This is a genomic window from Paenibacillus sp. FSL H8-0332, assembly GCF_037963835.1.
Taxonomy (GTDB): Bacteria; Bacillota; Bacilli; order Paenibacillales; family Paenibacillaceae; genus Paenibacillus_AQ; species Paenibacillus_AQ rhizoplanae.
Genome location: NZ_CP150145.1, coordinates 2,843,302 through 2,870,291, shown reverse-complemented (window position 1 = coordinate 2,870,291; position 26,990 = coordinate 2,843,302). Strand labels below are relative to the sequence as shown.

Below are 26,990 nucleotides of genomic sequence, written 5' to 3'. Positions count from 1 at the left end.
TCCGGCAAAAGGAGAATCGCTGCTCTTTGGCAACATAAGCTCTGCTTCTATATGGGCATTACTATACGTGCATGATTTCCGGCGTTGCCTGTTCCTTAGAATGTTCAGTTCCGGAATGGCGGCCCCGGCGCAGCAGCAGTCCAAGGACCGCACCGCCAAGCGCGACAAACATCATAATGTGGAACGTGTCCGCGAAGCCCTGCGATAATACGGTTTGCTTGGCCAGCAGCAACGCTTGCTGTGAAGCGCCTGTGGTACTTTTCCCGGCAGCAGCTGCCGCTTCCTGCATCTCTAAACCGCGCGCGGTTGTTCTTGCAGTCAGAATCGTCACCAGAGTCGAGACAGCCAGCGAAGTAATTACCTGCTGCATCGAGTTCGTGAGCGAGGTTACCCGGTTCACCAGATGGCTTGGCGCCTTGTTGAGCAGATGCGTGTTCATCGGCATCATCATCATGCCCATTCCAGCCCCGCACATGATCAGCGGGAGGATCAGGTCACGGCTCTGCGTGGTAAGATCCACATGGGAATACTGGAATAACGCGCCGGAGACCAGACTCAGACCGCAGACCACGAGCCAGCGCACACCGATCCGGTCGAACAGGATCCCAGCAATCGGCATCATCAACCCGGAAGCGATGGCTTGCGGCAGCAGCGTCAGACCGGTATCAAATGCGCCGAAACCGCGGGCCTGCTGCAGAAATTGCGGAAGCAAAAATAGTGCACCGTATAAGCCAAACTGGGCAATCCACTGCACGATGATTCCTGTCGTGAAATCAACGGATTTCAGAATCCGCAGCTCCAGCAGCGGTGTCTTGGAGCGCAGTTCAGCGATGACAAAAGCGATCAGCGCCACAGCGCCCAGCAGCAGCCCGATCAGCGTTTTCTCAGAGGTCCAGCTCTGCGCGCCCTGGCTAACCCCGTAGGTTAACGAAGCAAAAGCCAGCGGTCCAAGAACCATACCGAGCTTATCCATGCCGGGTACGCTGTTCCTCGCCGCATTCGGCAGCTTGCGCAGTCCAATCAGTACAGCGATGATGCCAATCGGAATATTAATGAGGAAGATCCAGCGCCAGGAATGGTATTCAACCAGCCAGCCCGACAATACCGGACCAATAGCCGGTGCGAACAGGACGGGAATGCCCATAATACCCATGACAACGCCAACTTTGCTTTTGGGAGCCAGTCTGTACACATAGGCCATCCCGACAGGGAGCACACAGCCGCCGCCCAGTCCCTGAATGACCCGGAAAACAATCAGCCATTCGGCGCTGCTTGGTGTAGCGCACAGAATTGAGCCTATCGTGAACACAATTACCGCCGTCAGGAAGACCGTCTTGGCTCCGAACCGGTCTGACAGCCAGCCTGACAACGGAATAACGGAAGCCTGAGCCAGCATATATCCGGTAACTACCCACTGCAGCGTATGCAAATCCGTCTTGAAATCAACCACCAGCCTGGACAAGGCTACATTCATCGCCGTACTGTCCAGCACAACCATAAATACTCCTGCAATAATGGCCAGCAGCGGAACCAGAATACTGGACAGCCGGAAATCGGCTTCCTGCTTCAAGGTCTGATCCATGTCTCTTCTCCTCCTGAGCTGTCCGCGTTCTACATTGACCTGCGGGCAGATTGTTCTATATAATGAGTGAACGGACAACTGTCCGTAAGTGTAATTCATAGTCTACGGACAATTGTCCGTAGTGTCAATTCTTTTCTGAAAGGGGTTCTCATGAAAAAGCCAGACACCGATGCTGCACAGCTCCCGCCGTCAGCTCCGCAACCCATAGCCTCCGCTCCGCCCGAGTCCGCCGATCCTTATGTACAGCGGATTCTTGAAGCTGCCCGCCAGTTGTTCACCGAGAGCGGACTTGAGGCGGTCAGCATGTACAGCATTGCCAAGCGGGCAGGCATAGGGCAAGGCTCCCTGTACCGCCGCTTCACGGACAAGGGTGAGATCTGTTCTGCACTGCTGAAGGGCAGCGCAGATCAATTCCTGTCCGGGCTGGAGCAGCAGGTCGCTGCCAGTGCCGGTGAAGCCCCGGCTCTTGCTCAGCTGCAGAGCAGCATTGAGCAGATTGCTGATTTCATTGAGCAGTATGCCGAGCTGCTGAATATGATCAAAGCCGAGTTCACCGGCAAGAAGCAGCTGACCCAGTTTGAGCATCCTTTTTTCCAGCGGCTGGGAGTGATGATGACAGAGCTGCTGCAGCGCGCTGCGGCGGGCGGTGAGATAATTGACATTGATCCGGCCTTTGCGGCCACAGCCTTAATCTCTGTCCTCAGTCCCGATCTGTACCTGTATGAGCAGAAGCGGCACCACGCCTCCAAGCTGGACATCTCCAGGGGCATCGTCACTTTGTTCGTGACCGGTCTGGCAAAGCGCTGACCGCCTGCTCTTTACAAGAGGGAGATTTGTGGTATATTAAGTAGCAATTACGAATTCAATAGCAACATTATTCACTAGGGGAGTCGGCCGACTGAGACGGAGCTTAAGCTCCGGACCCTTTGAACCTGATCTGGATCATACCAGCGGAGGGAAGTGGAGCAGAATGTAACAGTGGTTCCCGTCACAGGGCCGCAGCTGACTGTACCTTCCGCCCCATTCATCGCCTCCGGGAATGAATGGGGCTTTTTGTTGTTCTCGTAGCTGTTATTTAATCTAACCCGAGGAGGTTCGTACATAGTCTTATGATCAACATTAGCAATCTGTCCTATGCCTTCGGGACCGGTTCGTCCCGGACCCCCGTCTTCTCAGGGCTAACCATGAATGTGCAGCGCGGCGAATTCATTTCTATTGTAGGCGGGAGCGGATGCGGCAAAAGCACTTTGTTCAAAATCATCGCCGGTCTGCTGGAGCCGGGTAGCGGCAGGATTACGCTGAACGGAGCCGAGTCCGCTACAGCAGCGAAGAGGCTGGGCAGTGTGGCCTACATGCCGCAGCAGGATCTCCTCCTGCCTTGGCGCACCGTATTGGACAATTGTCTGCTGCCCTGGGAGCTTAAGCGCAGCCGGCCCAAAGCAGCCGCTATTGCCGAGATCCGTACCCTGCTACACCGTTTCGGCCTTGACGAGACTGAAGGGGCTTATCCGCAGGAGCTGTCCGGCGGGATGCGCCAGCGCGTGGCGGTCCTCCGCACCGTGGCAGCCGGGAATGACCTGCTGCTGCTCGATGAGCCGTTCGGGGCGCTCGATGCCATTACGAAGCGCTCGCTGCAGCGTTGGCTGCTGGAGTTATGGGCGGAGCTGGACAAGACGGTGCTGTTCATCACCCATGATCTGGAGGAGGCGCTCCTGCTCAGTGACAGAATCTATCTAATGACTGGCAGAGAGGGCAGCGGGATGCAGGAATTCTCAGCCGGTCTCCCCCGTCCGCGCCATCACAGTCTGAACTATCAACCGCAGTTCGCCGCCCTGCGCCAGGAATTGGAGCTGAAGCTATATGAGAACCGCCGCTCCTAGAAGATTGCTCCAGCATTACGGTCCGGCGGCCCTGCTCGCCCTGCTGACGCTTGCGGTCTGGGAGACTGTAGCCCGGCTGGGCCTGGTTCCTCCCTTCATCCTTCCGGCTCCGTCTGCCGTCTGCAAGGCCTTGCTGGAGGAACGCCGCTTGTTATTCGGGGTGCATCTGCCTGCTACCCTGCTTGAAGTACTCACAGGCTTCGCACTATCCGTGGTCTGCGGCAGTCTGCTGGGAATCGCCATGCACCTGTTCAGTCCGCTGGCTAAGGCGCTGTACCCGCTACTGATTATCAGCCAGACGGTTCCGCTGATCGCCCTCTCTCCCCTGTTCATCATGTGGTTCGGCTATACCTTGTGGAGCAAGGTCGCCGTTGTCTTCCTGACCGCTTTCTTCCCGGTGGTCATTGGCACCTATGACGGGTTGTCCAAGAACACGGATGCCTACCGGGACCTGCTGCTGACGTACGGCGCGAACCGCTGGCAGATTCTCGGGAAGGTGGGCGTTCCGCTGGCTTTCCCCTCTTTTTTCTCCGGACTGAAGCTGTCGGCTGTGTACTGTGTAATTGGTGCAACGATCGGGGAATGGCTTGGGGGCAGCCAGGGGCTGGGCTATTTCAGCCGCAGAATGGCCGGGAATCTGCAGAGCGCCAAGATGTTCGCCGCTGTTGTCTTGTTATCCGTACTCGGTATTCTGCTGTTTCTGGCAGTCGCCGCGCTGGAGAAGATTATTCTGAAGAAAAGAGGACGTTATTCATGACTACTATCCGCTATACCCGTTATCTGCACAATACGATTTCAAAGCCAGCCATGCTGCTGTCTGCTCTGGTGCTCTGTATGCTGCCTGTCCTGGCAGGCTGCGCCAATACAAACAATCCGGCGGCCTCCGGCTCCTCGGCTGGTACTACCGCAACCTCTGAGGCAGGGACTAAGAGTGCCGCCCAAAAGCTGACGATTATGCTCGACTGGTATCCCAATGCAGTCCACTCCTTTTTGTATGCGGCAGAGGCTGAAGGGTATTTCGCTGAGGAAGGCCTTGAGGTTGAAATTCAGATGCCGGCCGATACCAATGATGCGCTGAAGCTTGTTGCTGCGGGGAAGGTGGATCTGGCACTCAGTTATCAGCCGCAGGTATTGATGGCACGGGGGGAGCAGATTCCGGTCAAGTCGATCGCTGCGCTGGTGCGCCACCCGCTGAATCATCTCATGGTAGCCGCAGACAGCGGCATTAACCGCCCGGGAGAGCTGTCTGGCAAGCAGGCTGGGTATTCCTCCGTCCCGTTATATGAAGCCATGCTGAACACGATGGTCAAGAGCGACGGCGGGGACCCTTCTTCCCTCAAGCTGGTAGATGTCGGCTTTGAGCTGATTCCCGCTCTCTCCACCGGACGGGTGGATGGCATTATGGGCGGGTTCATTAACCATGAGCAGCTGATTCTGGAGCAGCAAGGCTATCCGGTCCGCTCCTTCAATCCCGTGGATTACGGGGTCCCGGATTATTATGAGCTGGTGCTGGTCGCCAGTGAGCAGGGACTGCAGGATTCACAGGGCTTTTATCACAAATTCGTGGAAGCCATACGACAAGGCCAGCAGTATGTAACCGGTCACCCGGATGAAGCGCTGAAGCTGCTGCTTGCTCATCAGGAGGACACCGCACCGCTGGATGAAGCGATTGAACAGCGCAGTCTGGAGATCCTGCTGCCGCTGATGGATGCCGGTTCCCAGCCCTTCGGCTATCAGGACAGCGCTTCATGGGAGAAGGTGAACCAGTGGCTGAGCGAGAACGGCCTGCTGACTGGAGAAGTGGATGTTAAAAATGCCTTTATTAATTTTTAAATTATATCTTCAGGAGGAATTCATATGTCTTATCTGTCCAAAGTACGCCAAGCGAACCCGCTGGTGCATAATATCACGAATATCGTAGTCGCTAACTTCACAGCGAACGGGCTGCTGGCTCTGGGAGCCTCGCCGTTCATGGCCGATGCCATCGAAGAAGTAGCGGATGTCGCCGCCATGTCGGGGGCGGTTGTGCTGAACATCGGCACACTTCATGAAGCCGCCATCGCTTCCATGATCGAGGCCGGGAAGGCTGCGAACCTCCACCATGTGCCGCTCGTGCTTGATCCCGTTGGAGCCGGGGCTACCGCCTACCGCACGGACGTTACGGCTAAGCTGGTCAGTGAGCTTCAGCTTACTGCGCTACGCGGCAATGTGGCCGAGGTTGCCAATGTGGCCGGGGAGAGCTGGGCCAGCAAAGGCGTAGATGCCGGAGCAGGCGAAGGCGATGTAGTCGCTCTAGCCAATAAGGCGGCACTGAAGCTGAACTGTGTCGTGATTATCACCGGCAGGGAAGACATCATTACAGACGGCAAACGCACTTATATCGCCAGCAACGGCCACTCCATCCTGACACGGGTGACCGGAACCGGCTGCCTGCTCAGTGCTGTGGTAGGCGCATTTCTTGCCGTAAGCGGCGGGGAGGTACTTGAGGCTGCTGCTGAAGCCCTCTCTTTCTACGGTGTGGCAGCAGAGCTTGCTGCTGAAGCGGCTGAAGTCCAAGGTCCCGGCAGCTTCCAGACCTTGTTCCTGAATCAATTGTCGCTGGTGACCCCGGAGCAATACAGCAGCCGTTCAAGGCTGAAGCTGCTCGAAGCCTAAATGGCACATACCAAAGGAGAGAACAAGATGACTAGCATACGCAAAGCATTGACCATTGCCGGCTCCGACAGCGGCGGCGGGGCCGGGATTCAGGCGGATTTGAAGACTTTTCAGGAGCTGGGAGTGTACGGCATGTCCGCACTTACTGCACTCACCGCCCAGAACACACTAGGTGTCCAGGGAGTCTATCCGATGGAGCCGGAGACCGTTGCAGCCCAGCTGGATTCGATCGGCAGTGATCTGCCGCCGGATGCCATTAAGACCGGTATGCTGTTCAGCAGTGACATTATCCGCGTGGTGGCCAGTAAAGTGCAGCAGTACGGCTGGCAGCAGAAGCTGGTGATCGATCCGGTCATGGTCGCCAAGGGCGGCTCACAGCTGCTGCTCCAGGAGGCAGTGCAGGCGCTGATTACAAGCCTGCTTCCTCTCTCGCTTGCCATCACCCCCAATCTTCCTGAAGCAGAGATGCTGACAGGTATGAAGATTGAGGGCCGGGAAGACCGGGAACAGGCGGCAAAACTGCTTCATCAGATGGGACCCGAGTACATTATCTTGAAAGGCGGACATGACTCCTCAGGAGATGAGGCAGTGGATCTGCTCTATGACGGACGGGAATTCCAGTATATGTCCAGCCCGCGGATTGCGACGAAGCATACTCACGGAACCGGCTGTACCTTCTCGGCTGCGGTGACGGCAGGTCTTGCGCTGGGCCATTCCATGCCTGAAGCCGTCCTTACCGCCAAGGCCTTCATTCAAGCGGCAATTGAGGATAGTCTGAACATCGGGGCCGGGCAGGGACCGACGAATCATTTTGCTTATGGGAACCGGATGAGATCAAGGGGGATACTGCTATGACACGGATAGATAGCGAGGACATGCGCAGACTGCTGAAGCTGTACTTCATTATGGGCAGTGTGAACTGCCGCCTCTCGCCGGAGGATACATTAACCGCTGCTGCCGATGGGGGTATCACTCTGTTCCAGTTCCGGGAAAAAGGTCCCTCTGCGCTCAAGGGTGCTGCGCTGCTCCAGCTTGGAGGGCAGCTCAGGGAAATCTGCCGGAACAATGGCATCCCGTTCATCGTAAATGATGATCTGGAGCTTGCCGCTGCGCTGGATGCGGACGGGATACATGTCGGCCAGGATGATCTTCCGGCCCGCTTGATCCGTCAGCAGCTTGGTGAGCATAAGATCATCGGAGTCTCCGCACATAATCTGACGGAAGCCCGGCAGGCTATCGCGGACGGCGCCGATTATCTCGGAGTCGGCCCTGTCTATCCTACTACTTCCAAGGATGATGCCCAGGCCGTCCGGGGAACTACTGTCATTGAAGAGCTAAGACGAAGCGGCCTGAGCATTCCCGTAGTGGGAATCGGCGGCATCACCCTGGAGAATGCCCCGCCAGTCATCCGGGCGGGTGCAGATGGTCTCTCCATCATCTCGGCCATTGCCGGAGCTGAGGATATACGCGAGACTGCGCGGAGATTCGCGCAGCTCGTCACTGCTCCTTCTTCATAATTTCAAACCAGGCACGCTGCGGGTGGAACGATGTTGGTGGAGCAATGCTGGTGCCTCATTCCACGCATAGACCATACCCGACTTGTCCATCCGCCCGTTTTCTGGTGACATATAGGTTTAGCCAGGGCGCACACCCATTGTGTTCGGTTTTCCGCATACATTCGGCCTTTGTCCGCCGAGATCCGAGATCATTAATCTTCTGCGCTGTCCCCGCGTAATCTGCCCATAACAATAGTAGAATAGAATTGTCCGTCTGCCAGCCGCTTGTCTCTGCGCAGGACACCTTCAACCTCGAAGCCCAGGCTCTCATAGAGCCGGATCGCCTTGTCATTCCTCTCCAGAACCTTCAAGCTCAGCTTCTCCAGGCTGATGGCATCCGCCCAGGCAATAGACTGCTCCAGCAGGCTCCGGCCGATGCCGTATCCCCAGAACTCCTGCAGCACTCCGACTCCGAATTCGGCCTGATGGGCCAGTCTGCGGAGCGGACTTCCTTCACATCTGGCGAAGCCCGCCAGCCTGTCCTGAATCTCGGCAACCAGGAACAGGTTCGTGCCGCTGGCCGTATCCGCCGCTATAAGCGACCGGAAGCCCTCCGGGCCGATGAATCCTTCCCCCTGAACCCGGTCTAAATTCTCCGTCTCCCCGTCGATCTTCAGCCTCAGCGCGGACAACTGCAGGGCATCTTGCGGTGAGGCGGATCTCACCGTGTAGCGGAGCCCTTTATTTTCATATCCCTGTGCAACAATAATCATTCTGCTTCTCTCCTCCCAAGCTTAAGGCAGCAATCGCGTTCTCCGGTTCATGCCAGCCTATCCAGTTTAGCATTTACATCCGTAAAATCCAGGCGTATAATGCCCATGACAGACATGTTTCAGGATTATTTTTACATATATAGTATCCCTAAAATTTGAGCAAAGCTGGTGACCCTATTGTCAAGAGGCTTCAGAGGCATGGGACCCGGAGGAGGCTTCGGGCATGGCAAATTAAAGTTCGATGAGGAGGAGGCGAAGCCGGAGATATCCAAAGCGCTGCTATTACGCATCGTCAAATATTTCGTGCCGTACTGGAAGCAGACGCTGCTGGTGATGTCCGTGCTGTGCATATCCGCAGTGCTGGGGCTGCTCCCTCCCCTCCTGATTCAGCAGATCATTGACCGGGCGCTCCCGGACAAGAATCTGCAGCTGCTCTTCCTGCTCGTTGCCGCCTCACTGGCTACAACGGTTGTGTCAGGACTGCTGGGCGTGCTGCAGAATTATTTGAACTCTTTTATCTCCCAGAATATTGTCCATGATATGAAAAAGGTTCATAAGTCAATAGGCGCATTCGTATATGAAAAGGGATTCCCGGAGCAGCATCACCTGCCCTAGGAATCCCTTTTCTTCTTGTCCGCGATCACTCCGGCTTATCGCGTTATACGCAGCGGCTTCAGCTTGTCCATCCAGCCGCTGATTTGTTCAGCGGTCTCCGTGCTGCGCAGCAGCCGTTGATATTCGTCCACATAACCGCCGTCACCGGCAAGCTGTCCGGCCCACTCATGGAACTCTTCGAACCGCGTCAGCGCGACACTGCGTTGTCCAAGAATCAGGTAGGCGTTCAGCAGCTGCTCTAACGTCTGCTCGGACGGATTGTTTTTATACTCCTGCTCACTGAGCTGAAGCTGATCGACCGCATATCGCTTGGTTAGCAGCTTATCCGGCACATAATTCGTCCCCTCCAGCTGGTAGATGCCCATAAGCGCCGGACCCAGAGGGGATTGCCCCGGATAAGGGCTGGCCAGCAGATCCTCGCTCCCGTCCTGATCCACATCCTCATAATTCACGCTGAACAGATCGTTAACGGTTACCTGCATCGTGCCGTCAATTTCTTCGACCACAATAGACGCGTACTTGGGACGGTTATCCATCAGACTGAACAAGAAGGTATTCCGGTTGTTCTGCACAATCGCTTCGGCCCAGAGCTGCTCTTCCTCATTCCAAATGTCGCCGCCTTCCAGGGTAAGCCCGGCCTTCTTGCTGTCAAAGACCATTTTGCCCTCCTTGACGATGGCGAACTGTGTGTAGCTGAACTCTCCCTTGTTCCAGTAATATACCTGAAAAATCTGCCCGTTCAACTGCACCGCATCCATATGTACGAAGCCCGAATACTCATCCGCTATTTCAGGGGACACTTCCGCGAGCGCTGCGGCAGCCGCGTCTTCCTCCTGATGCCCTCCAGGTACTGCTGAGAGATCCGCTGCCGGGGAAGCGGCTGGCGCTGCGGACGGATCTGCTGATCCGCCATCCCCTGTTCTTGAGCAACCCGCTATGATTGCTAAGGCTATTAATAAGCTTATAATCCGCATGTGATCCTCCTAAATGTCGTGTCGTGGCAGCAAGACTTCCTATGTGCCCATCGCAGAGCCTGCTTCGGAAGCCTGTACCTTAGTATGTGAATTGCGGTTAACCATCCAGTTGTGTGTGGAGCTCCCCCAGTTCTTCCTCCGTTAGCCGTCTCCACTGCCCTTGCGGAAGACCGCTGAGCGTGATATGCATAATTCGCACCCGCTCCAGGCGGAGCACACGGTAGCCCAGCGCCTTGCACATCCGGCGGATCTGCAGATTCAGCCCCTGGGTCAGAATAATCATGAACTCCCTGTCCGAGATCCGCCGGGTGAGGCATGGCTTGGTCCGGGTCTCCAGAATATCTACACCCGCTGACATCTCCGCCAAAAAGTCTTCCGTGACCGGCTTGTCCACGCTCACCCGGTACTCCTTCTCATGACTATGCTCAGACCGCATCATCCGGTTGACAATCGACCCGTCATTGGTCAGGAGAATCAGCCCTTCCGAGTGCTTATCCAGTCTGCCGACAGCAAAAATCCGGGAGGGATAGTTGATATAATCTACTATATTCCCTTTCACGTGCCGGGCGGCAGTACAGGTAATGCCTACCGGCTTGTTCAGCGCCAGATAGACCTGCTCCTCCCGGTCTGGAGTCACAGTAATTCCGTCTACAGCCACCGCATCTCCAGGCTCCACACTTGCTCCAGGCGCACAGACCTTCCCGTTAATCGTGATCCTTCCGTCGGCAATCAGCCGGTTCGTCTCTCTGCGCGGATAAACACCAGTCTCACTGATATATTTATTAATTCTCATGAAGTGCCCGCTTTCAGGTCCTACATATGAAAGAACACCTGATTCACATACAAATCAGATGTTGCTCCAACCTATAACCCTTATATTTGGTAATTATCAATGGGCAGATGTCCGCTTATTTAGCGCCTCCGGTTTTGTTGCTGCCGCTGCCGCTCTTAGCTGGCTTGACTGGTTTGGCCCCTTTGGCGCCTGGGGTTCCGGGAGGGCCGCTTTTGGCCGGCTTCACGGGTTTTGCCGTCTTATTCCAACGGGTCCAGCCCTTGCTGCCTGTTCCTCTGCCTGTGCCGCCGCCTTTACTTTTTGCCACAATATCACTCCGTCAATATTCAGTTTTCGTCGTACATTACTCTATCTTACCATTATTTCGGGCGGATTGTCAGGTCCAACTGCAAACAGCCTGCGCGGAGAACCTCCGGCAGGCTGCGTAACGGGTATCCATCCAAGAGCATAGAGATGCTTATTTGGGCTGAATGTATCCTTCGGCCTTAAGCAATTCAGCGATCAATACCGCACCGCCGGCAGCGCCTCTTACCGTGTTGTGGGACAGGCTGACGAATTTGTAATCGTACAGTGAATCCTCGCGCAGACGCCCTGCGGAGATGCCCATGCCGTTCTCAATGTCACGGTCCAGACGGGTCTGCGGACGGTTCTCTTCCTCAAAATACGTGATGAACTGCTTAGGCGCGCTCGGCAGACCGAGCTGCTGCGGACGCCCTTGGAAGCTGTTCCACCGTTCCAGAATCTCTTCACGGGAAGGCTTTTGTTCAAAGGAGGCAAAGACAGCCGCCATATGGCCGTCAGCAACAGGCACACGAATACACTGTGTGGTGATTACCGGCTGCGTGCTTGGGACAATCCCCTCACTGGTTACCTTACCCCAGATCCGCAGCGGCTCCTGCTCGCTCTTCTCTTCTTCTCCGCCGATGTAAGGAATCACGTTATCCACCATATCCGGCCAGTCTGTAAAGGTCTTACCTGCACCTGAAATCGCCTGATAAGTGGTTACAACCACCTTGGAAGGCTTGAACTCATGAAGCGCATTCAGGGTAGGCATATAACTCTGAATGGAACAGTTAGGTTTCACGGCGATGAAGCCGGTCTCTGTCCCCAGACGCTTGCGCTGCTGGGCGATGACCTCCAGATGCTCCGGGTTGATCTCGGGAATCACCATCGGAACATCCGGTGTCCAGCGGTGTGCCGAGTTGTTGGAAATCACCGGAGTTCCGGTACGCGCATAAGCCTCTTCCAGCGCCTTGATCTCTTCCTTCTTCATATCTACGGCGCAGAAGATCAGATCCACATCCGCAGCCACTTCCTCCACCTTGGAGGCGTCTTGAACCATGATGCCTTTGACGGCTTCGGGCATAGGAGTGGACAGCTTCCATCTGCCTTGAACAGACTCCTCATAGGACTTGCCGGCTGAATTCACGCTCGCCGCAATCGCTGTTACCTGAAACCATGGATGATTCTCCAAAAGTGCAATGAAACGCTGGCCGACCATACCGGTACCGCCAACAATACCCGCTCTGAGCTTCCTCGACATAATGAAATTCATTTCCTTTCAAGCAGCGCCTAGCGAAAGGTGCTTTTTAATAACCGATTATAAAGGATAGCGGCATGTTACACAATATGTGATTCTAAAGTAAGTGTTTCCTCTTCTCATAAAATTACCGTGTCATCCCGAGCCGCTTCGCCAGCTCACCCAGCTCCTGGCCCTTCAGCGCCCCCTCCACCAGGACAGGCAGCAGTGCCGGAGTACAGGCGAAGCAAGGCGTTCCATCACGGGCGAGCTGGGCGGCCAGCCGTTCATCATAGGAAGGCTTACCTTCATCGGAGAGGGCCAAGAGCGTCATGGTCCGCACTCCAGATTCCCGCAGCTCGCGCATCCGCCGGACCAGCCCGGCCTGATTGCCGTTCTCATACAGGTCCGATACGATAATGAACAATGTCTTCTTCGGCTCTTCGATGAACTGCTCGCAATACTTCACCGACTTATGGATATCCGTGCCGCCCCCGAGCTGGATGCCGAAGAGCATGTCAACAGGATCATTCGCACATTGCTCCGTCAAGTCTACCACCTCGGTGTCAAAAGCAACGACACGCGTGTTCAGCGCCGGGATACTGGCGAAGATCGAGCCGATCACCGACGCCCAGATCACAGAGCTGGCCATCGAGCCGCTCTGGTCAATATCCACAATGACCGTCCATTCCTTGCTGCGGCGTGCCCGGTCGAAATAAAAGAAGCGCTCGGGGATAATCATCCGCCGCTCGGCATCGTAGTGCTTCAGATTGCGCTCGATCGTCCGTTTCCAGTCCAGCCCGCTGAGTGAAGGCAGCGGAGAATGCTGCCGCTTGTTAAGCGCTCCGGTAACCGCACGGCGGATATCGGTCTCCAGCAGCTTGACCAGCTCATCCACAAGCGCCTGGACGAGCATTCTTGCGGTATCTTTGGTTTTCTCCGGGATTTTGCCCTTGAGTGCCAGCAATGTACCGACCAGCTGGATATCCGGTTTCACCGCCGCCAACAGCTCCGGCTCGAAGAGCAGCTGCTTCCAGCCTTTGCGCTCCATCGCATCGGTCTGAATGACCGAGACCACATCCTCCGGGAAGAAATTACGCACATCCCCGAGCCACTTGGACAGGTTAATCGCGGCATGTCCCGAGCCTGCACCTCTGCCCTTCGATCCGGCAGCGGCACCCCCGTCTGCCTTGCCTGCGCCTGTCTCATTATAGATAGCAGCCAGCGCTGCATCCATAATCAGCTCTTCCTCACTTAGCGTCCGGCCGCTCCCTTGGCCGTATCCGGGCAAAGCCGCTTCCGCTTCCTGCCCCAGAATCAGCCGCCAGCGTGTAAGGGCGCTGTTCTGGTCATCATGCTTCAGCTCTTCCTTCAGCTCTTCATCACCCATCTACAGATCCCCGAAGTCAAAATCATTCAGATCATCCAGCATTTTGGCTTCCTCCTCCTTCAGTTCTCCTGTCAGAATCTCGGCAGCCTGCTCTGTGTTCACGCCCCACAGCTCGCCCAGCAGCTCGGCGATCATCGTCTTCTCACGCGGGGAGAAGGTACTGAACGCCCGGCGCAGGAAGACCAGAGCACGCTTGAATTCCTCATCCTCCAAGGCGTTGATATAGTCATTTAACTGCTCCCACAGGCTCATCCGCGACAGCAGTCCATAGCGGTTACGCATGGACAGGCCTTCGAACCAGCCTGCCCCGAGGTCCGCCGGTATCCCAGGAGACAAGCGGCGCGACACCTCCGCCGCAACCTCCCCGGCAGGGATGGCTCCACGCTCCATCAGGATCGCACAGGCGAAGCCCGACAGCCGCGGGTTGCGGTCATCCCGCTGCGCCAGCTGTAGCAGCTCCTGCAGCCACAGGGCGGTATCTGCAGTCTCGCTATGCTCCAGCGAGATGTTGTTCAGGTCATTCATCGCGCCGATCATCAGCGCCGCCGCTTCATCATTGCAGCCGCTGGCATCCAGCAGGAACAGGCAACCCCGGCGGAACAGCTCCTCCAGCAGCGGTATGAACGGGGCCGTATCCACCTTGCGGATGTCGCCATAGCCGATGATCTTGGCCAGCTCTCTGGCCGCTGTGGCAATCGAAACGACATCGCGGCTGTCTACCGCAAGCCGCTGCAGCACGCGGCTGCTCTCCTCCATCTGCGTGGTCATGCCGCATTCGCAGGCGGTGACGATCAGCGCAGACGCCTCGGTGATCGAACCGCATTCCAGCAGCTTCTCGCGCAGCACGTAGGCTGCCGCTACCTCAACGGTCTCCCCTAGCAGGGTAGACTCCACGATCTCAATCTCCACCTCCGGCGCCCACTGGAGTATCCAGTGCTCTGCCCAGGTCGCCCCGGACTGGCCGCTTGGCACATTGCGGGCGAAGTGGATGCCGAGCAGCTCCAGCCGGTGAAACAGTACGGAGCGGTGCAGATCAAGATAAGCCGCTTCGCTGCTTGACACCCGGCGGTTCTCGCGCAGATCCAGCGCCAGGTCGCTGGCTACAGTCGATCTGTACTTCTCCAGCTTGTAGCGCTTCAGCAGCCGGTTCAGATCATCCTGAATCGGCGTCTGGCTGACGCCATCGGCCAGCCTCCCGATGTTCGTACCGACATCGATCCGGGCCAGCGAATCGGCGATAACGGCCAGATCGCCGTGACCGAGCAAGGTCTGCGCGGCATCGCGCAGATCACGCAGCGTAGGTGCGCTTCCGCCGTGCAGTGCGGCCAGCGACTCTGCCAGCCGCACCGCTTCGATCACTTCGGCCGTCGAGCGGTGTGTCCCTGCACCGCGTACCTGCCGGGCTACAGAGGACAGGTAGAGATGGGGCAGCTCCTCAGAGCGGCCGGAGGCCATCAGCTCCCACATCATCTGGAAGTAGTGGGGAGCCGCGTTACCTGCACCATAGCCCGACATAGTGGAGAGCTTATAGTAGGAATATGGCATCAGCGTCAGCTTGGTAGAGCGTGTAGGCAGTAACGCCAGCTCCGCATCGCTCATCCCCTCCGAGGGATCGGCTAGCGCAGCGGCATGGTATGCACCGCAGATCACGACAACTTTCTCCGGCAGATGTCCTTCGTCAATCTTGAGCTGAATCCGCCGCCGCATATAAGACTCGCGCAACGCGTTATACGCATATTCCCGCGGCTGCTCTGCGCGCTCCGTGGCCTCCGACAGCTCACGCATCTGGGCAGAGAAGGCCAGTATCGCGGCGCGGTAAGCGCCGCTGCTGGAGTTATGCTCGTAATTACGCTCCCAGTACATATCATAGTCGTGCTCACCGGCAAGCCGGGCAATCCGGCTGTATACCGACTCCGGCTCGTGAATCTCCTCTTCTGCCGGCTCCCCCTGCTCGTCAGCCACAGGCTGCAGCTCCGGGCGGCCGCCGGCATCCTGCCGCAACGCATCCTGTAGCCCAAGGGTTACAGAGGAAGGCAGATCGATGAACTCTGCTTCCGCTCCATGCTCCTGTGCCCATTTCATCCCCTGATATTCCGGGGAATATACAGCGAACGGCCAGAGTACCGTCCGCACGGGCAGATCCTCGGTGAAGGCCAGAATAGCCACCGGAGGCTTCGTAACCGCATGAGTTAAATGACGGATCTCTCCGCTTGCATCACTTGGCCCCTCAATCAGCACGGCGGTCGGCTGCAGCTCGTTCAAGTATTCCAGGACATGCCTGGCACCGCCCGGAGACAGATGCCGGACCCCGAAGACATGAACGCCGGCAACCGCTGCCCTGCTCACTCGTTCATCTCCTTGCAGGCTTGATAGAGTCCGCGCCAGTCCGCTCCTTTTTTCTTCATTACATTATCCAGATATTCCTTCCAGACCAGCTTATCCTTGTCGTCATCCTTGACGATCGCCCCTTGGAGTCCCGCTGCCAGATCCCTGTCAGTTAGTTCTCCGCTGCCGAAGCTGGCCGCCAGTGCCATGCTGTTCGTCAGCAGCGAGATCGCTTCTGCGGTCGAGATCACACCGGCTGGAGTCTTAACCTTCTCCTTCTTGTCGAGGGTCATGCCGCTGCGCAGCTCGCGGAAGATCGTAACCACCTTCAGCAGCGCTTCATCCGCCGGAACGGCAGCCTGAAGCTCATACGAAGAGGCAATCTCAGCGACACGCTTCTTCACAATAGACAGCTCCGTCTCCAGATCCGACGGCGCAGGCAGCACAATGATATTGAACCGCCGCTTCAGGGCTGCGGACATCTCATTGACTCCACGGTCCCGGGTATTAGCGGTGGCAATAATCGAGAAGCCTTTGCGGGCACTGGTCTCCTTGCCGAGCTCCGGCACGGAGATCGTCTTCTCCGACAGAATCGAAATCAGCGCATCCTGCACCTCAGAGGCACAGCGGGAGATTTCTTCAAACCGGGCAATACCGCCGTCCTCCATCGCCCGCATAATCGGGCTCTTGACCAGCGCCTCCGGCGTTGGACCGTTCGCCAGGAGCATGGCATAGTTCCAGGAATAGCGCACATGCTCTTCGCTTGTTCCCGCCGTCCCTTGCACAACCATGCCTGAGTTGCCGTAGATCGCCGCCGCCAGATTCTCGGATAGCCAGGATTTCGCCGTGCCCGGCTCCCCGATCAGAAGCAGCGCCCGGTCGGTGACCAGCGTGGCAACCGCCATCTCGATCAGCCGGGTGTTCCCGATATATTTCGGGGTAATTACGGTCTTGCCCGCCTTGCCGCCAGCGATGAAGGTCAGGACAGAGCGCGGTGACATCTGCCAGCCGGCAGGAATACGTCCAGTGTCCTCCCTGCGCAGAGCCTCCAGCTCCTCCTGGTATAGGATTTCGGCCGGCAGACGCATGTAATCCTGAAGCTGATCTTGTTCGGTTGACATGTACACCTCTCCTTAGATACAACGTTTTTGTGAATCCAGACTCATCAGGTATTAGCTGGCACTCCGCAGGCTGTTCAATACATATTCCAGCTGCTGCTTACATTCATATCTATATTTAGGAATGACCGCTTCCAGCCGGTCCGCATAGCTGGCAGGGAAGCGCTCCATCAGTTTAAATACATAGAACTCAAACGTATAAGGCGTGTGGACATTCTTATTCTCCAAGGCGGTCATCAGCAGTTCCAGCCGCTCCGGCTCCGGCACTCCCGCCCTTTCAAGGCCTTTGAAGAGATTAGGAATATAATCATAAGTGCGGCGTTTATACGGCTCCTGCAGCTTGCCAAGCAGGTAGTCCTGTACACCCCGATGACCCGGCCGGGCAAAGGCACTGGCCAAATTCACCGCGTCCTGCTTGATGAACCAGTCCAGCCAGCGGGGGTCCCAGTCTGCCGCAATCTCCTCGGCAGACAGCAACTCCCTGCTGTACGGCTGTCTGACTCCTGATGCATCCCACTCCACCTCGTAATTCCTCCGGCGGATATCCACCACCTGTTCCTCAATCGTATCAATCAGCAATTGCGAGCGCTGAGCCGCATCCTTGGCCTCTTTGCCCACCAATGCTTTCAATTTATCCATAAAGCTTCCGCCGAACCGGTTGTACAGCTCTTTCGGGCTCAAGGACTGCTGGGCGACACGGAAATAATTCGGCAAGAACCGCGCGCTCCGCTTATCCAGCTCTTCAAGCTCAGCCAGCGCTGCTCCATCCGATGTCCGCTCTTTATACCAGGCCGCGTGGTCAATGAGCGGAATCCAGCCCAGCGGGGAGAAACGGGCATACTCCTGAAGGATATAGCTGTAGATTTCATCCAGCTGCGGGCTGCGCACGTGGCGAAGCGCGGTCATGTAGGGAAGAAGCTCATCCCACACCTTTTCCGTCAGCTTCTTGTCGGCATTCGTCTGCGGCGCGGCCTGCAGCTCCTCCATGAATAATGCCGCCAGTCTGGCACTTACCTCTGCAGAATGCCCGCCTGCCAGCACTCTGCCCAGCATCTCGCGGTCCTTCTTCTTGGTGAACGCTTCCACCAGCCGTTCCACGCCCTGCTCCGAACCGCCTGCCGCCAACGCTGTATAGGCTGCTTCACGGATGGCTTTCTTCTTGTCGGTGGACCACTCCAGCAGATGATCCAAGTATTGCTCATAGCCGCCGAGGCATTGAATAGCCGCAGCCCGGATCTCCTCACTGCCATTTCCGGCGGCCTGGAAGATCTTATCCAGATATTCGTCAGCGCCGACCTTGCGGATCACCTCCAGCTTGCGGACCTCGCTCCGCCCCCCTTCCGGGTTGAAGCTCTCCAGCAGGTATCCGGCAATCTCCGGCCCATAGGAGGGGAGAATATGGTTCATTGCGTATTCAGCCAGCTCCGAATAAGGGTCATTTAGCGCAGAGATTGCCAGCGGCAGCAGACGCAGATCCTGAAAGACCCCTTCCTTATAAGCATCCAGCACGGTCTCATACCTGCCGCTTCCGGTAGTGGTGAGCGCTTCCAGCACAGGCGCAAGCTTCCGGTATGGCTGATTCGTGCGCAGCGTGAAATTCCGTACCGGCAAGGGTCCGGGAGTTCCCCCCACGGCTGTCGTTCCCTGGGTGTACAGCACGGACTCCAGCAGCAGGGTATGCTCCTGCAATTGAACGCCCGGTGCAGGTCCGTCAGGGCTGCCCGGTTCAAGCAACGCAGCGATTCCCTCGCCTAACTTCTTGAACACCGGTGACCGCTCGCCGAGTTGCTGAAATTGCGGAAGCAGCCGCTTCAGGCGAAAATCCCCTGCCGCCAGCTCGCTCCCGGCAATATACAGTCTTCTGAATTCCTGATGCAGCTCCTGTAATAACGCTGTGCTCATGGATTGTCCTCCCATATGAATAAAGTATGTGGATAGTGGATAGGTGAAGTACTCTAGAACAGCAGACGAGTGATCTCTTCGTCCTTAATGACACTTAGCGGCTGGGCGCGCAGACGTCCCTGGTCCAGGTCATGCTCGAACATGACCAGAACCGCGCAGTCCTCGCGGGCGCCGGCCGGAAGGAACGGCAGCAGTTCCACCGTGCCCTGCGGGACCGATGGAAGATCCTCCAGGAGCAGCCTTGTTCCTTCCCCGTCGGTCATAACATACTGGCCGTTCTCTGTAACGCCCAGAGCTGCGGCATGCAGCAGCATGACCGGCTGCTTGTCGCTCAGCGGATTCTTGATCTGGTTCTTCACCTTCTTGAACACTTCGACATAAGAACGGTGAGCCTTGGCGGCCGTCCGCTCAAGATCTGTAGCTTGCACGGGTCTTGGAGACATGGACTCGTACCTGATCCGGGCATTCATGTCCCCAGGATAGGTGTACAATTGAGGAACTACGGCAATGTCGAAGAAGCTGTCTTCCTCGCGCATCAGCTTCGCCGCTTTGTATGGGCGGTAGTTAAATGTCCGGCGAATCTCTCCGCCTTCCGCAGAGAGGTCCAGCCAAAAGCCAAGGTCTACGAACTCCTGACGGGCCGCATCGTTGTAGCTGTAGAAGGACAACTGCAGCAGCTCCGCCCCCTCCTTCACCAGCCCGTATTCCTTCAGCTCGCTAAGCTGCCAGGCATGGCCCAGCCATTCATCAATAGTGGATTCGTGATCGAGCGCCAGCTCCGGGTCCTCGCTCCGGGCCTGGAGATACGCCCGGCCCTTCTTGATAAATGCGTGTAGCCGTGTCAGCTGCTCCACCGCATATGTATAGTTCTGCTCCTGATCCTTGCCGCTGAACATCAGATTTGCGAAGCGGCGCAGCTCAATCTGGGCCCCGGACAGATAATAGTTCCCGAGCTGCTTCACATGCCCCTGAACCGTCTTGGCCGCAGACTTGTCAATCGTGGACAGGCCGCTGCGTACAAAGGAGAGCACCAGCTTCTCCAGCAGATCAAGCCCTTCGAGCTGTGCGTTGATTTTTTTCTTCAGCGCGGATTTGTTGACCTTCTTCGGCTTGGGGTCTGCTCCTTCTGCCGCCTGCTTCACCTTGTTCTCTTCCCGCTTCTCGGCCTTCTCGCGCTTCGATGCGATGTCTTCGGGAACCGGGGCAGGCGTGAACGTCTGGCCTTCGGTATAGGCATAGAGCAGACCTAGCGCATGCTTGCAGGGGAACTGGCGGCTGGGACAGGTGCAGCGGAAGACCGGGCTGTCTGCTGTGATGAAGTCCACCGAACACTCATAGGGCGTTTTGCCGCTCCCGGCACATTTTCCGAACAATAGCTCTCCGTTCTCCGACTGATGGAGCTCCACAAAGCTCTTCTTGCGGACCAGCCCTTGGCCGTTCTTGATCGCAGCAGCATTGGGTGCAAGTGAATCGACGTACGTGGATGTTAGCTCTGGCAAATTAGATTCCTCCCGGCTGAATTAGGATGTAAGCAGAATGAATGAACGTGCATACGGGGCACAAGTATTCATTACCCAACTTCACATGAAACAACTACAAACAGGATCATATGTTTGCATTTATTTTAGCAAATCTTGACGGCCGATCCAATAGAGTAATCGCTTTCAGATGAAAGATGGGTGATAAGTCCTATATTGGCTTCTAGTCAAGCTCCGTTCTAAGCGGTTTATGTAAACTCTATAGTCGAACAAAAAAACGGCCGGCCCTCCTAAAGACAGCCGCCGTTCCAGCTTCCCCGCAGGGATATTTTATTTAAACCAGCCCTTCTCCTTGAAGCGCGTAATCGCCTCGATCCGGTTGCCCACATCCAGCTTGTCCAGAATGACCGAGATGTAGTTGCGGACCGTTCCAGTGGTGATATAGAGCTGGCTGGCGATCTCCTTCGTATTCTTGCCGTCGGCAATCAGCCCCAGCACTTCCTTCTCCCGCTCGGTCAGCGGATTCGCTTCCTTACTATAGGCCTCATCCATCAGCTCCGGCGCGTACATGCGTTTGCCGTCCATGACACTGCGGATCGACAGCGCCAGCTCCTCGCTAGGACTGTCCTTGAGCAGATAGGCATCCACTCCGGCCTTGACCGCACGTTCGAAATACCCTGCCCGGGCAAAGGTGGTCAGAATCATGATTTTGCAGCCTTCTCCCTTCAGAGCTTCTGCCGCTTCCAGGCCCGTCATGGCGGGCATTTCAATATCCATAATACAGATATCCGGCTGCAGCTGCTTCACCAGCTTCACGGCCTCTTCCCCGTTGCCTGCCTTACCGACCACCTGCATATCATCCTCCAGGTCCAGCAGAGCCGATAAGGCTCCCAGCAGCATCCGCTGGTCTTCGGCTATCACGATGGATATCATTGTGCGTTCACCTCCATGTCCGGCTGCTGCGACGCATTCGGCACCTTAATGACTAGTGTAGTTCCTTGATCCTGGATCACTTCCATTGAACCGTTGACGAATTCCAGCCGCTCCCTCATCCCTTGCAGGCCATGCCCCTTGTGATACAGCTTGGTTCTCTCGATCCCTCCGCCGTTGTCCTTCACCCTGATAATCAGATCAGTCCGCGAGGATTCGATCTGAATCCGGCAGAGCGAGGCCCCGCTATGCTTGACCACATTGGTTACCGCCTCCTTCATACACATGCTCAGCACGTTCTCGGTAATCAGCGAGGTCTGGGTCAGAACGGGGTCACCCTCCAGCATATAACCGATCTCCGCCGCCTGGAGGAGTTGCCGGATGCGTACCAGCTCATCTTCAACCCGGATGCCCCGCATCTGCGTAATCATCTCCCGGACTTCCTTCAGCGCACTGCGGGCTGTCACCCGCACATCGTTGATCTCGATCAGCGCCTGCGCCGGATTCTTGGTAATCAGTTTGCCCGCAAGGTCACTCTTCAGTCCGATCAGCGACAGACGCTGTCCCAGCGTATCATGCAGATCCCGGGAGATCCGCTGACGCTCTTCCATAATGCCCAGCTCGGAGATCCGTTTATGGGCATCCTCCAGCTGTTCCTCCAGCTTATCGTGCCTGTTGCGGTTATACGTTGTGACCGGAAGCAGCACCACAGCAATGATACTGACGAGCACGAACGGCAGCTGCGAGAGGAATACGGGATTGCGCATAATCAGCTCATAGTTAATCGCTACAATAGTTGTCAGCAGATGGATCGGATAGAGGGTGAAGAAGGCCGTCCTTTTCTGAATATTCCCGATAAAAAAAGCCAGAAACAGCGCAAAGTACATGTACCCGAACAGCAGCGTCATCGTAATTGAGACGACCATCTGCACGCTGGTCCAGAAATAGACCACCCAGCCCCTGGCCTTAAACGACAGCACATAGCAGGCGAAGAAGACCATAATCATCAGAATCCCGTAAACCCAGCGGTTCGCCGAGGAGGAGCGGAAGATGAAATAGAAGGGAAGAATGTAAAAAACAACCCACACATAAGGGCTCAGTCCCGTGCTTTTATGAAAAATATGATGCCACTTCTGCATGTTAGCCATCCTTTTTGCCAGCAAGTTTATACCCCCATTTTAACATACATCCCCGCTGATATCCCCAAAAGAAAGATCAGACCCGGCAGCCTGGGCTCCGGATCTGTCTTTTCTGGCGTATTACTGCTTCTATTCGCTCTGGAACCCCGGTTTGATTACCTTCAGCCCCTCTGATAACGCTGGCTCGTTCATGCGCAGCCGCTGCTTCAACTGCTTGAAGCTGACAAAGACCTTGCGTTCCTCATCCCACAGACGGTATTTCAGAGCTTCGAGACTTGTGCTGAGTGTAATGGTGGTCGCCTTTTGCAAGGGCGGACTGGCATTGTGGGCCAGCTCCAGATTATAATTCGGCACCTTCGGACTCAAGTGATGCACATGGTGAAATCCGATATTGCCGGTAATCCATTGCAGTACCTTCGGCAGCTTATAATAGGAGCTTCCTTCTACGGCGGCGTTCACGTAGCTCCACTCCTCATCATGCTCGAAGTAGGTATGTTCGAACTGGTGCTGCACATAGAACAGCCAGATGCCGAGGAAGCCGGATACGAACACAATCGGCAGATGCACCAGCAGGAACGCCTGCCAGCCTATGAGCAGAATAAGCGCAGCATATAGAGCAACAAGGGACACATTGGTCAGGTACGTATTCATCCGTTCCTTGCGTCTTGCCCCTTTGGCATTGAACCGGTACTGGATAAGGAATACGGCAATCGGTCCGATGACGAACAGCACCAGCGGGTTGCGGTAGATCCGGTAATACAGGCGCGTCAGCGGTTTGGCAGCCATATATTCGTCCACTGTCATGATCCAGATATCTCCGATGCCTCTTTTATCGAGATTGCTGCTTCCGGCGTGATGGATCGAATGACTGTGCTTCCACTGACGGTAAGGGACCAGGGTAAGCACGCCGGTGATGGTACCGACAATATCATTGGCCTTGCGGTTCTTGAAGAACGACCCATGACAGCAGTCATGAAAAATAATAAAGGTGCGGATGACAAAGCCGGCAGCCGGAATAGCGAACAACAGCGTCAGCCAATAGGACACGGATAAGCTTAAGTAAGCGGCGGTCCATAGCAGCACCAGCGGCCCAAGCGTATTGATGAGCTGTTTTATGCTTGTGCTGAGGTCTGTTTTCTCGTAAGGAGCTACGCTTTTCTTCAATGTAGAGAGCTGGGGTATCTGGTTGTTGGTCATCGGGATCGGTTCCTCCTCGGATGCATCCATTCAAGGATACTTCTTATATTTCCAGTATAAAGAAAGTAGTGTCATCCCCGTAAGTCATAAATATCAACTCTGATATATGACAAATGTCATAGTCGACTCTGGAGAGCTTGCCTCCCCGCCTCCTTCGATCTGAGCAGCGGCAGCAGGATCAACACCGCAATAAGGAACAGCACGCCGCTCCCGGTGAAGACGGCGGATAGGGAGAGCATGCCTTTGGCATAGCCGGCTACAGACATTCCGATCACCATGAAGCCCATGAACATCGGCCCCATAATGCCGCCCACCCTGCCCATATAGGCAGTCTCCGTATGACGAAGCAGCAGGGTATTGATCCCAATATGGATACAAGGGTAAAAGAAGCCGCTAACCGTATGGAGCGCCAACGTCAGCGCCGTGTGATGCGACCAGCCGACTCCTACCGTTCCTGCCGCACTGACCAAGAGACCTAGGGATAACATTGTTTGCGGCTTTATAGTTTTACCTTTACTCATAATAAACATTCCGCCGAGCAGCATCGCCCCTCCATTCGCCATCATCACCCACTGCAGGAAGCCTTTGTCTCTGCCCAGATTCTCCATAATGATGAAGACGCCTAGCGGCTGAACCAGTCCGGCGGCAAGCCCGGCGAAGGCAAAGGTTACTCCAAGATTCTTCAGCACCCGATTTGCACGCACATAATTCAGTCCGGATATCATCTCCGCCAAGAACCCGCTGCGGGTCTGTCCGGTCTTCTCCTCATGATCAACGGGTAGCTTGACCAGAATGAGCGCCGAGCCGAGGAACATCCCGCCCATCACCGCAAGCGAGACCTCAATGCCGTAATGACTATAGATGAAGGTGCCGATGACTGGACCAATGACCATGAAGAACGCCGTAAGCGACTGAAACATAGCCATTACACTCTGCAACTGCTCTTCAGGCACATGCCGCTTAAGCAGCTTCATCGCCGAAGGCTGTGAGAACTGGGACAGGATGGCCGACACCATCGTTGCGAACAGCAGAGCCCGCCAGGAGCCTGACATGACCACAAGCAGCACAACAAAGACGGAACACGCGGACAGCAAATCACTTACGATCATGGTACGTTTGGGCCGCCAGCGGTCTGCGAAGGTTCCCCCGATGATGGCAAACAGAAAGAGCGGACCGTATTCAGCCACTGAAATGAGCGAGACATAATAAGGATTATTCTGCGTAATCTCCGTCACATATAGCAGAATCGCAAAATTCCGCACCCACACCCCGAGCTGCAATAGCACATTCGACAGCATAATCATCCGTACATACTTGTTACTTAACACGTTAACATCCTCCATCGTTCAAAATAGACTAAATAGATGTACATCTAATCTGTTTAATAATATATAGACTTTAATTATTTTTGTCTACTTTATTATAGATTTAATTGTGATTTGTCTATTTTTTATTGGTTATTCCTCCCCGTATTGCCCGCTTCCGGCGCATTCAGAGGTATTTATCCCTTTCAGCAAACGACAAAAAAGCACCTAAGTTGCTTAGGCGCTTATACGTACGTACCTTTTGTCTATGTATATTTCTGTACTCCGTTGAGATTGCTGTACTTGGTTTGGTAAGGCTAAGCCTGCTTCACATGCTCCTCACGGTACTCTGTGGGGGTCTTGCCAGTCGCTTTTTTGAATACCTGGGTGAAGTATCTCGGGTCCTGATAGCCGACCAGCGGCGCGACCTGATAGACCTTCACATTGCTGCTGCGCAGAATGTATTTGGCGTTCTCCATCCGGCAGTGGGTGACGAATTCGAGGAATGTGTAGCCGGAGATTTGCTTGAACAGGGTGCAGAAATGGCTGATGCTGAGATCGGCCACCTCGGATACCTCCTCGATGCTGAGATCCTTATGGTAGTTGGATTCAATGTACCGTTTGACCTTCTCAATGATGCTCCGGCCGTCCTCCCGGGCTGCGGTCTTATGGCTCTGCTCCAGCCAGTCGCGGAAGGTGGTCTTCAGAACATTCATCATGTCCGGCAGTGTGCCGAGTCCGTTCAGCTTGCTGAGCAGCCCTTCAATGGACCAGTCATTATGGGTATTCAGATGCTCGAACTGCCGGTACAGCACCACACTCATCTCAATCATCAGACGCTCCGCCAGCGGCTGGGGCAGACTTTGGGCTTCAATGAAGAGGGACATCTCGTCAAAAAGAGTCAGCATCCGTTCAAGGTTCAACGTGCGGATACTCTCAATTAAGGACAGCTCCAGCTCCTTCGGATACTGCACCTCACGGTTGCCAGCCGCCGCTGTCTCCTCTTCCAGGAAGACTCCGGCCTGACCGGAATAAAAGCGCTGGTACAGAGCCTGGGAGGCTAACGGGTATACCGTGCTAAGCTGATCAATCCCGCTGGTGCTTCTGCTGATGCCGACAGAGCAGTTCAGCTTGGAGTAGCGCTTGATCCCGGCAATGAGTTGCTCCCCGAGTGCCCGCTTGCCGTCATTCAGGCTGGCCGGGAAGAGCAGAATCCATTCCCCGTTATAGAACGGGAAGATGGACAACGCCCCGTTCTCGAGCGACCACTCCTCCAGGATATTGCGCACGGCAAACAGCCACAGATGCTTCTCTTCAGCGCTCCATTTCGCCGTCAGCGCGGCGTAGTCGTCGAGACGGACCACGGCCATGAAGTATTCGCCTTCCAGCTCGCTGTTCTCCAGCCATTTGAGATGTTGGAGCGGCCGCGGATTGCCCAGCGTGAATTCAGCCAGCATGCGTTCGCGGGCCAGCAGCGACAGGGTCTGCACCGAGAGCATCAGCTGCTCGTTCTCCTTCTGGCGGTCCAGGCGCTCCCTGGCCCGCTTAAGCATCTCCACCAGCTCGTCATGGTCAATCGGCTTCAGCAAATAATCAAAGGCCCCCAGCCGCAGAGCTTCCCTGGCATATTCGAACTCCCCGTAGCCGCTGATGAAGATGAAGATCAGCTTGGCGCTGCGCGGCAGCACCTCCTTCATTAGTGTGATCCCGTCAATCACCGGCATGCGGATGTCACTGATAATGATGTGCGGTGCGGTCTGCTGAATCTGCTGCAACGCGGCCTCGCCGTTCTTCGCTTCTCCCACAATGCTCAGGCCCAGCTCATCCCATGGAATCGCAACCTTCAGGCTGCGCAGTATAATCGGCTCATCATCTACGAGCAGTACCTTATATTTCTCCTGCTGCTCCTTCATCTCTTAC

The 26,990-nt window shown here is 55.8% G+C and carries 24 protein-coding genes and 1 riboswitch; of the genes, 8 read left to right on the top strand and 16 right to left on the bottom strand.

All coding sequences use genetic code 11. From position 1 onward, the window contains the following. Positions 1 to 61: 61 nt before the first annotated feature. Positions 62 to 1,582 (bottom strand): DHA2 family efflux MFS transporter permease subunit, encoded by a 1,521-nt coding sequence (locus NST43_RS12340; protein ID WP_339224711.1) that lies wholly within the window; start codon positions 1,580 to 1,582, stop codon positions 62 to 64. A gap of 150 nt (positions 1,583 to 1,732) precedes the next feature. Between NST43_RS12340 and NST43_RS12335 the strand changes: the two genes are divergently transcribed. The 7 genes from NST43_RS12335 to thiE all read left to right on the top strand — a co-directional run bounded on the left by NST43_RS12335 (position 1,733) and on the right by thiE (position 7,634). After that, positions 1,733 to 2,389, top strand: a complete 657-nt coding sequence (locus NST43_RS12335; RefSeq protein ID WP_339224710.1) for a TetR/AcrR family transcriptional regulator — start codon at positions 1,733 to 1,735, stop codon at positions 2,387 to 2,389. Between the two features lie 66 nt (positions 2,390 to 2,455). Continuing rightward, a riboswitch (TPP riboswitch) is annotated at positions 2,456 to 2,558 on the top strand. 133 nt (positions 2,559 to 2,691) lie between these two features. Further along, positions 2,692 to 3,462 carry an ABC transporter ATP-binding protein gene (locus NST43_RS12330; protein ID WP_339224709.1) on the top strand — a complete coding sequence of 257 codons (771 nt, stop codon included), beginning with the start codon at positions 2,692 to 2,694 and terminating at the stop codon, positions 3,460 to 3,462. Beyond that, the gene (locus NST43_RS12325) at positions 3,443 to 4,219 is read left to right on the top strand and encodes an ABC transporter permease (RefSeq protein WP_339224708.1); all 777 of its coding nucleotides are present in this window, start codon (positions 3,443 to 3,445) and stop codon (positions 4,217 to 4,219) included. The genes NST43_RS12330 and NST43_RS12325 overlap by 20 nt, the downstream gene beginning before the upstream one ends. Further along, entirely contained in the window at positions 4,216 to 5,295 is a 1,080-nt protein-coding gene (locus NST43_RS12320) for an ABC transporter substrate-binding protein (RefSeq protein WP_339224707.1), read from the top strand. The genes NST43_RS12325 and NST43_RS12320 overlap by 4 nt, the downstream gene beginning before the upstream one ends. A gap of 24 nt (positions 5,296 to 5,319) precedes the next feature. Then, entirely contained in the window at positions 5,320 to 6,117 is a 798-nt protein-coding gene (gene thiM / locus NST43_RS12315) for a hydroxyethylthiazole kinase (RefSeq protein WP_339224706.1), read from the top strand. Between the two features lie 27 nt (positions 6,118 to 6,144). After that, complete coding sequence (gene thiD / locus NST43_RS12310) at positions 6,145 to 6,972, top strand: bifunctional hydroxymethylpyrimidine kinase/phosphomethylpyrimidine kinase (RefSeq protein ID WP_339224705.1); 828 nt, start codon at positions 6,145 to 6,147, stop codon at positions 6,970 to 6,972. Further along, a complete protein-coding gene (thiE, locus tag NST43_RS12305) occupies positions 6,969 to 7,634 on the top strand; it encodes a thiamine phosphate synthase (protein WP_339224704.1) in 666 nt (221 codons plus the stop codon). The genes thiD and thiE overlap by 4 nt, the downstream gene beginning before the upstream one ends. Before the next feature lie 191 nt (positions 7,635 to 7,825). Here the strand turns inward: thiE and NST43_RS12300 are convergent, their stop codons facing one another. Next, on the bottom strand, positions 7,826 to 8,386 hold the full coding sequence (locus NST43_RS12300) for a GNAT family N-acetyltransferase (protein WP_209985707.1): 561 nt from the start codon (positions 8,384 to 8,386) through the stop codon (positions 7,826 to 7,828). Between the two features lie 198 nt (positions 8,387 to 8,584). On the opposite strand from NST43_RS12300, the gene NST43_RS12295 reads away from it, so the two are divergent. Further along, the gene (locus tag NST43_RS12295; protein WP_339224703.1) at positions 8,585 to 9,001 is read left to right on the top strand and encodes a hypothetical protein; all 417 of its coding nucleotides are present in this window, start codon (positions 8,585 to 8,587) and stop codon (positions 8,999 to 9,001) included. A gap of 35 nt (positions 9,002 to 9,036) precedes the next feature. On the opposite strand, the gene NST43_RS12290 is transcribed toward NST43_RS12295, so the two are convergent. From NST43_RS12290 to NST43_RS12225, 14 genes are all read right to left on the bottom strand, one after another. After that, the gene (locus tag NST43_RS12290) at positions 9,037 to 9,975 is read right to left on the bottom strand and encodes a hypothetical protein (RefSeq protein WP_339224702.1); all 939 of its coding nucleotides are present in this window, start codon (positions 9,973 to 9,975) and stop codon (positions 9,037 to 9,039) included. A 97-nt stretch (positions 9,976 to 10,072) separates the two neighbouring features. Beyond that, positions 10,073 to 10,768, bottom strand: coding sequence for a pseudouridine synthase (locus NST43_RS12285; protein ID WP_339224701.1), 696 nt, complete (start codon positions 10,766 to 10,768; stop codon positions 10,073 to 10,075). A 115-nt stretch (positions 10,769 to 10,883) separates the two neighbouring features. Beyond that, a complete protein-coding gene (locus tag NST43_RS12280; protein WP_339225401.1) occupies positions 10,884 to 11,078 on the bottom strand; it encodes a DUF3934 family protein in 195 nt (64 codons plus the stop codon). 147 nt (positions 11,079 to 11,225) lie between these two features. Next, positions 11,226 to 12,311 (bottom strand): aspartate-semialdehyde dehydrogenase, encoded by a 1,086-nt coding sequence (gene asd, locus NST43_RS12275; protein ID WP_209985698.1) that lies wholly within the window; start codon positions 12,309 to 12,311, stop codon positions 11,226 to 11,228. Between the two features lie 124 nt (positions 12,312 to 12,435). Then, entirely contained in the window at positions 12,436 to 13,677 is a 1,242-nt protein-coding gene (locus tag NST43_RS12270) for a VWA domain-containing protein (RefSeq protein WP_339224700.1), read from the bottom strand. Next, positions 13,678 to 16,023 carry a DUF5682 family protein gene (locus NST43_RS12265; RefSeq protein ID WP_339224699.1) on the bottom strand — a complete coding sequence of 782 codons (2,346 nt, stop codon included), beginning with the start codon at positions 16,021 to 16,023 and terminating at the stop codon, positions 13,678 to 13,680. Then, positions 16,020 to 17,123 carry an AAA family ATPase gene (locus NST43_RS12260; protein WP_339224698.1) on the bottom strand — a complete coding sequence of 368 codons (1,104 nt, stop codon included), beginning with the start codon at positions 17,121 to 17,123 and terminating at the stop codon, positions 16,020 to 16,022. The genes NST43_RS12265 and NST43_RS12260 overlap by 4 nt, the downstream gene beginning before the upstream one ends. A 51-nt stretch (positions 17,124 to 17,174) precedes the next feature. Then, positions 17,175 to 19,022, bottom strand: a complete 1,848-nt coding sequence (locus tag NST43_RS12255; RefSeq protein ID WP_339224697.1) for a HEAT repeat domain-containing protein — start codon at positions 19,020 to 19,022, stop codon at positions 17,175 to 17,177. A 53-nt stretch (positions 19,023 to 19,075) separates the two neighbouring features. Then, on the bottom strand, positions 19,076 to 20,521 hold the full coding sequence (locus NST43_RS12250) for an SWIM zinc finger family protein (RefSeq protein WP_339224696.1): 1,446 nt from the start codon (positions 20,519 to 20,521) through the stop codon (positions 19,076 to 19,078). A 309-nt stretch (positions 20,522 to 20,830) separates the two neighbouring features. Beyond that, entirely contained in the window at positions 20,831 to 21,433 is a 603-nt protein-coding gene (locus tag NST43_RS12245; protein WP_339224695.1) for a response regulator transcription factor, read from the bottom strand. Beyond that, positions 21,430 to 22,569, bottom strand: a complete 1,140-nt coding sequence (locus NST43_RS12240) for a sensor histidine kinase (protein WP_339224694.1) — start codon at positions 22,567 to 22,569, stop codon at positions 21,430 to 21,432. Before NST43_RS12240 ends, NST43_RS12245 begins: the two co-directional genes overlap by 4 nt. Before the next feature lie 129 nt (positions 22,570 to 22,698). Then, positions 22,699 to 23,766, bottom strand: a complete 1,068-nt coding sequence (locus NST43_RS12235; protein ID WP_339224693.1) for a fatty acid desaturase — start codon at positions 23,764 to 23,766, stop codon at positions 22,699 to 22,701. A gap of 116 nt (positions 23,767 to 23,882) precedes the next feature. Next, a complete protein-coding gene (locus NST43_RS12230) occupies positions 23,883 to 25,094 on the bottom strand; it encodes an MFS transporter (protein WP_339224692.1) in 1,212 nt (403 codons plus the stop codon). Positions 25,095 to 25,387: 293 nt separating this feature from the next. Beyond that, the gene (locus NST43_RS12225; protein WP_209985671.1) at positions 25,388 to 26,983 is read right to left on the bottom strand and encodes a response regulator; all 1,596 of its coding nucleotides are present in this window, start codon (positions 26,981 to 26,983) and stop codon (positions 25,388 to 25,390) included. Positions 26,984 to 26,990: the final 7 nt, after the last annotated feature.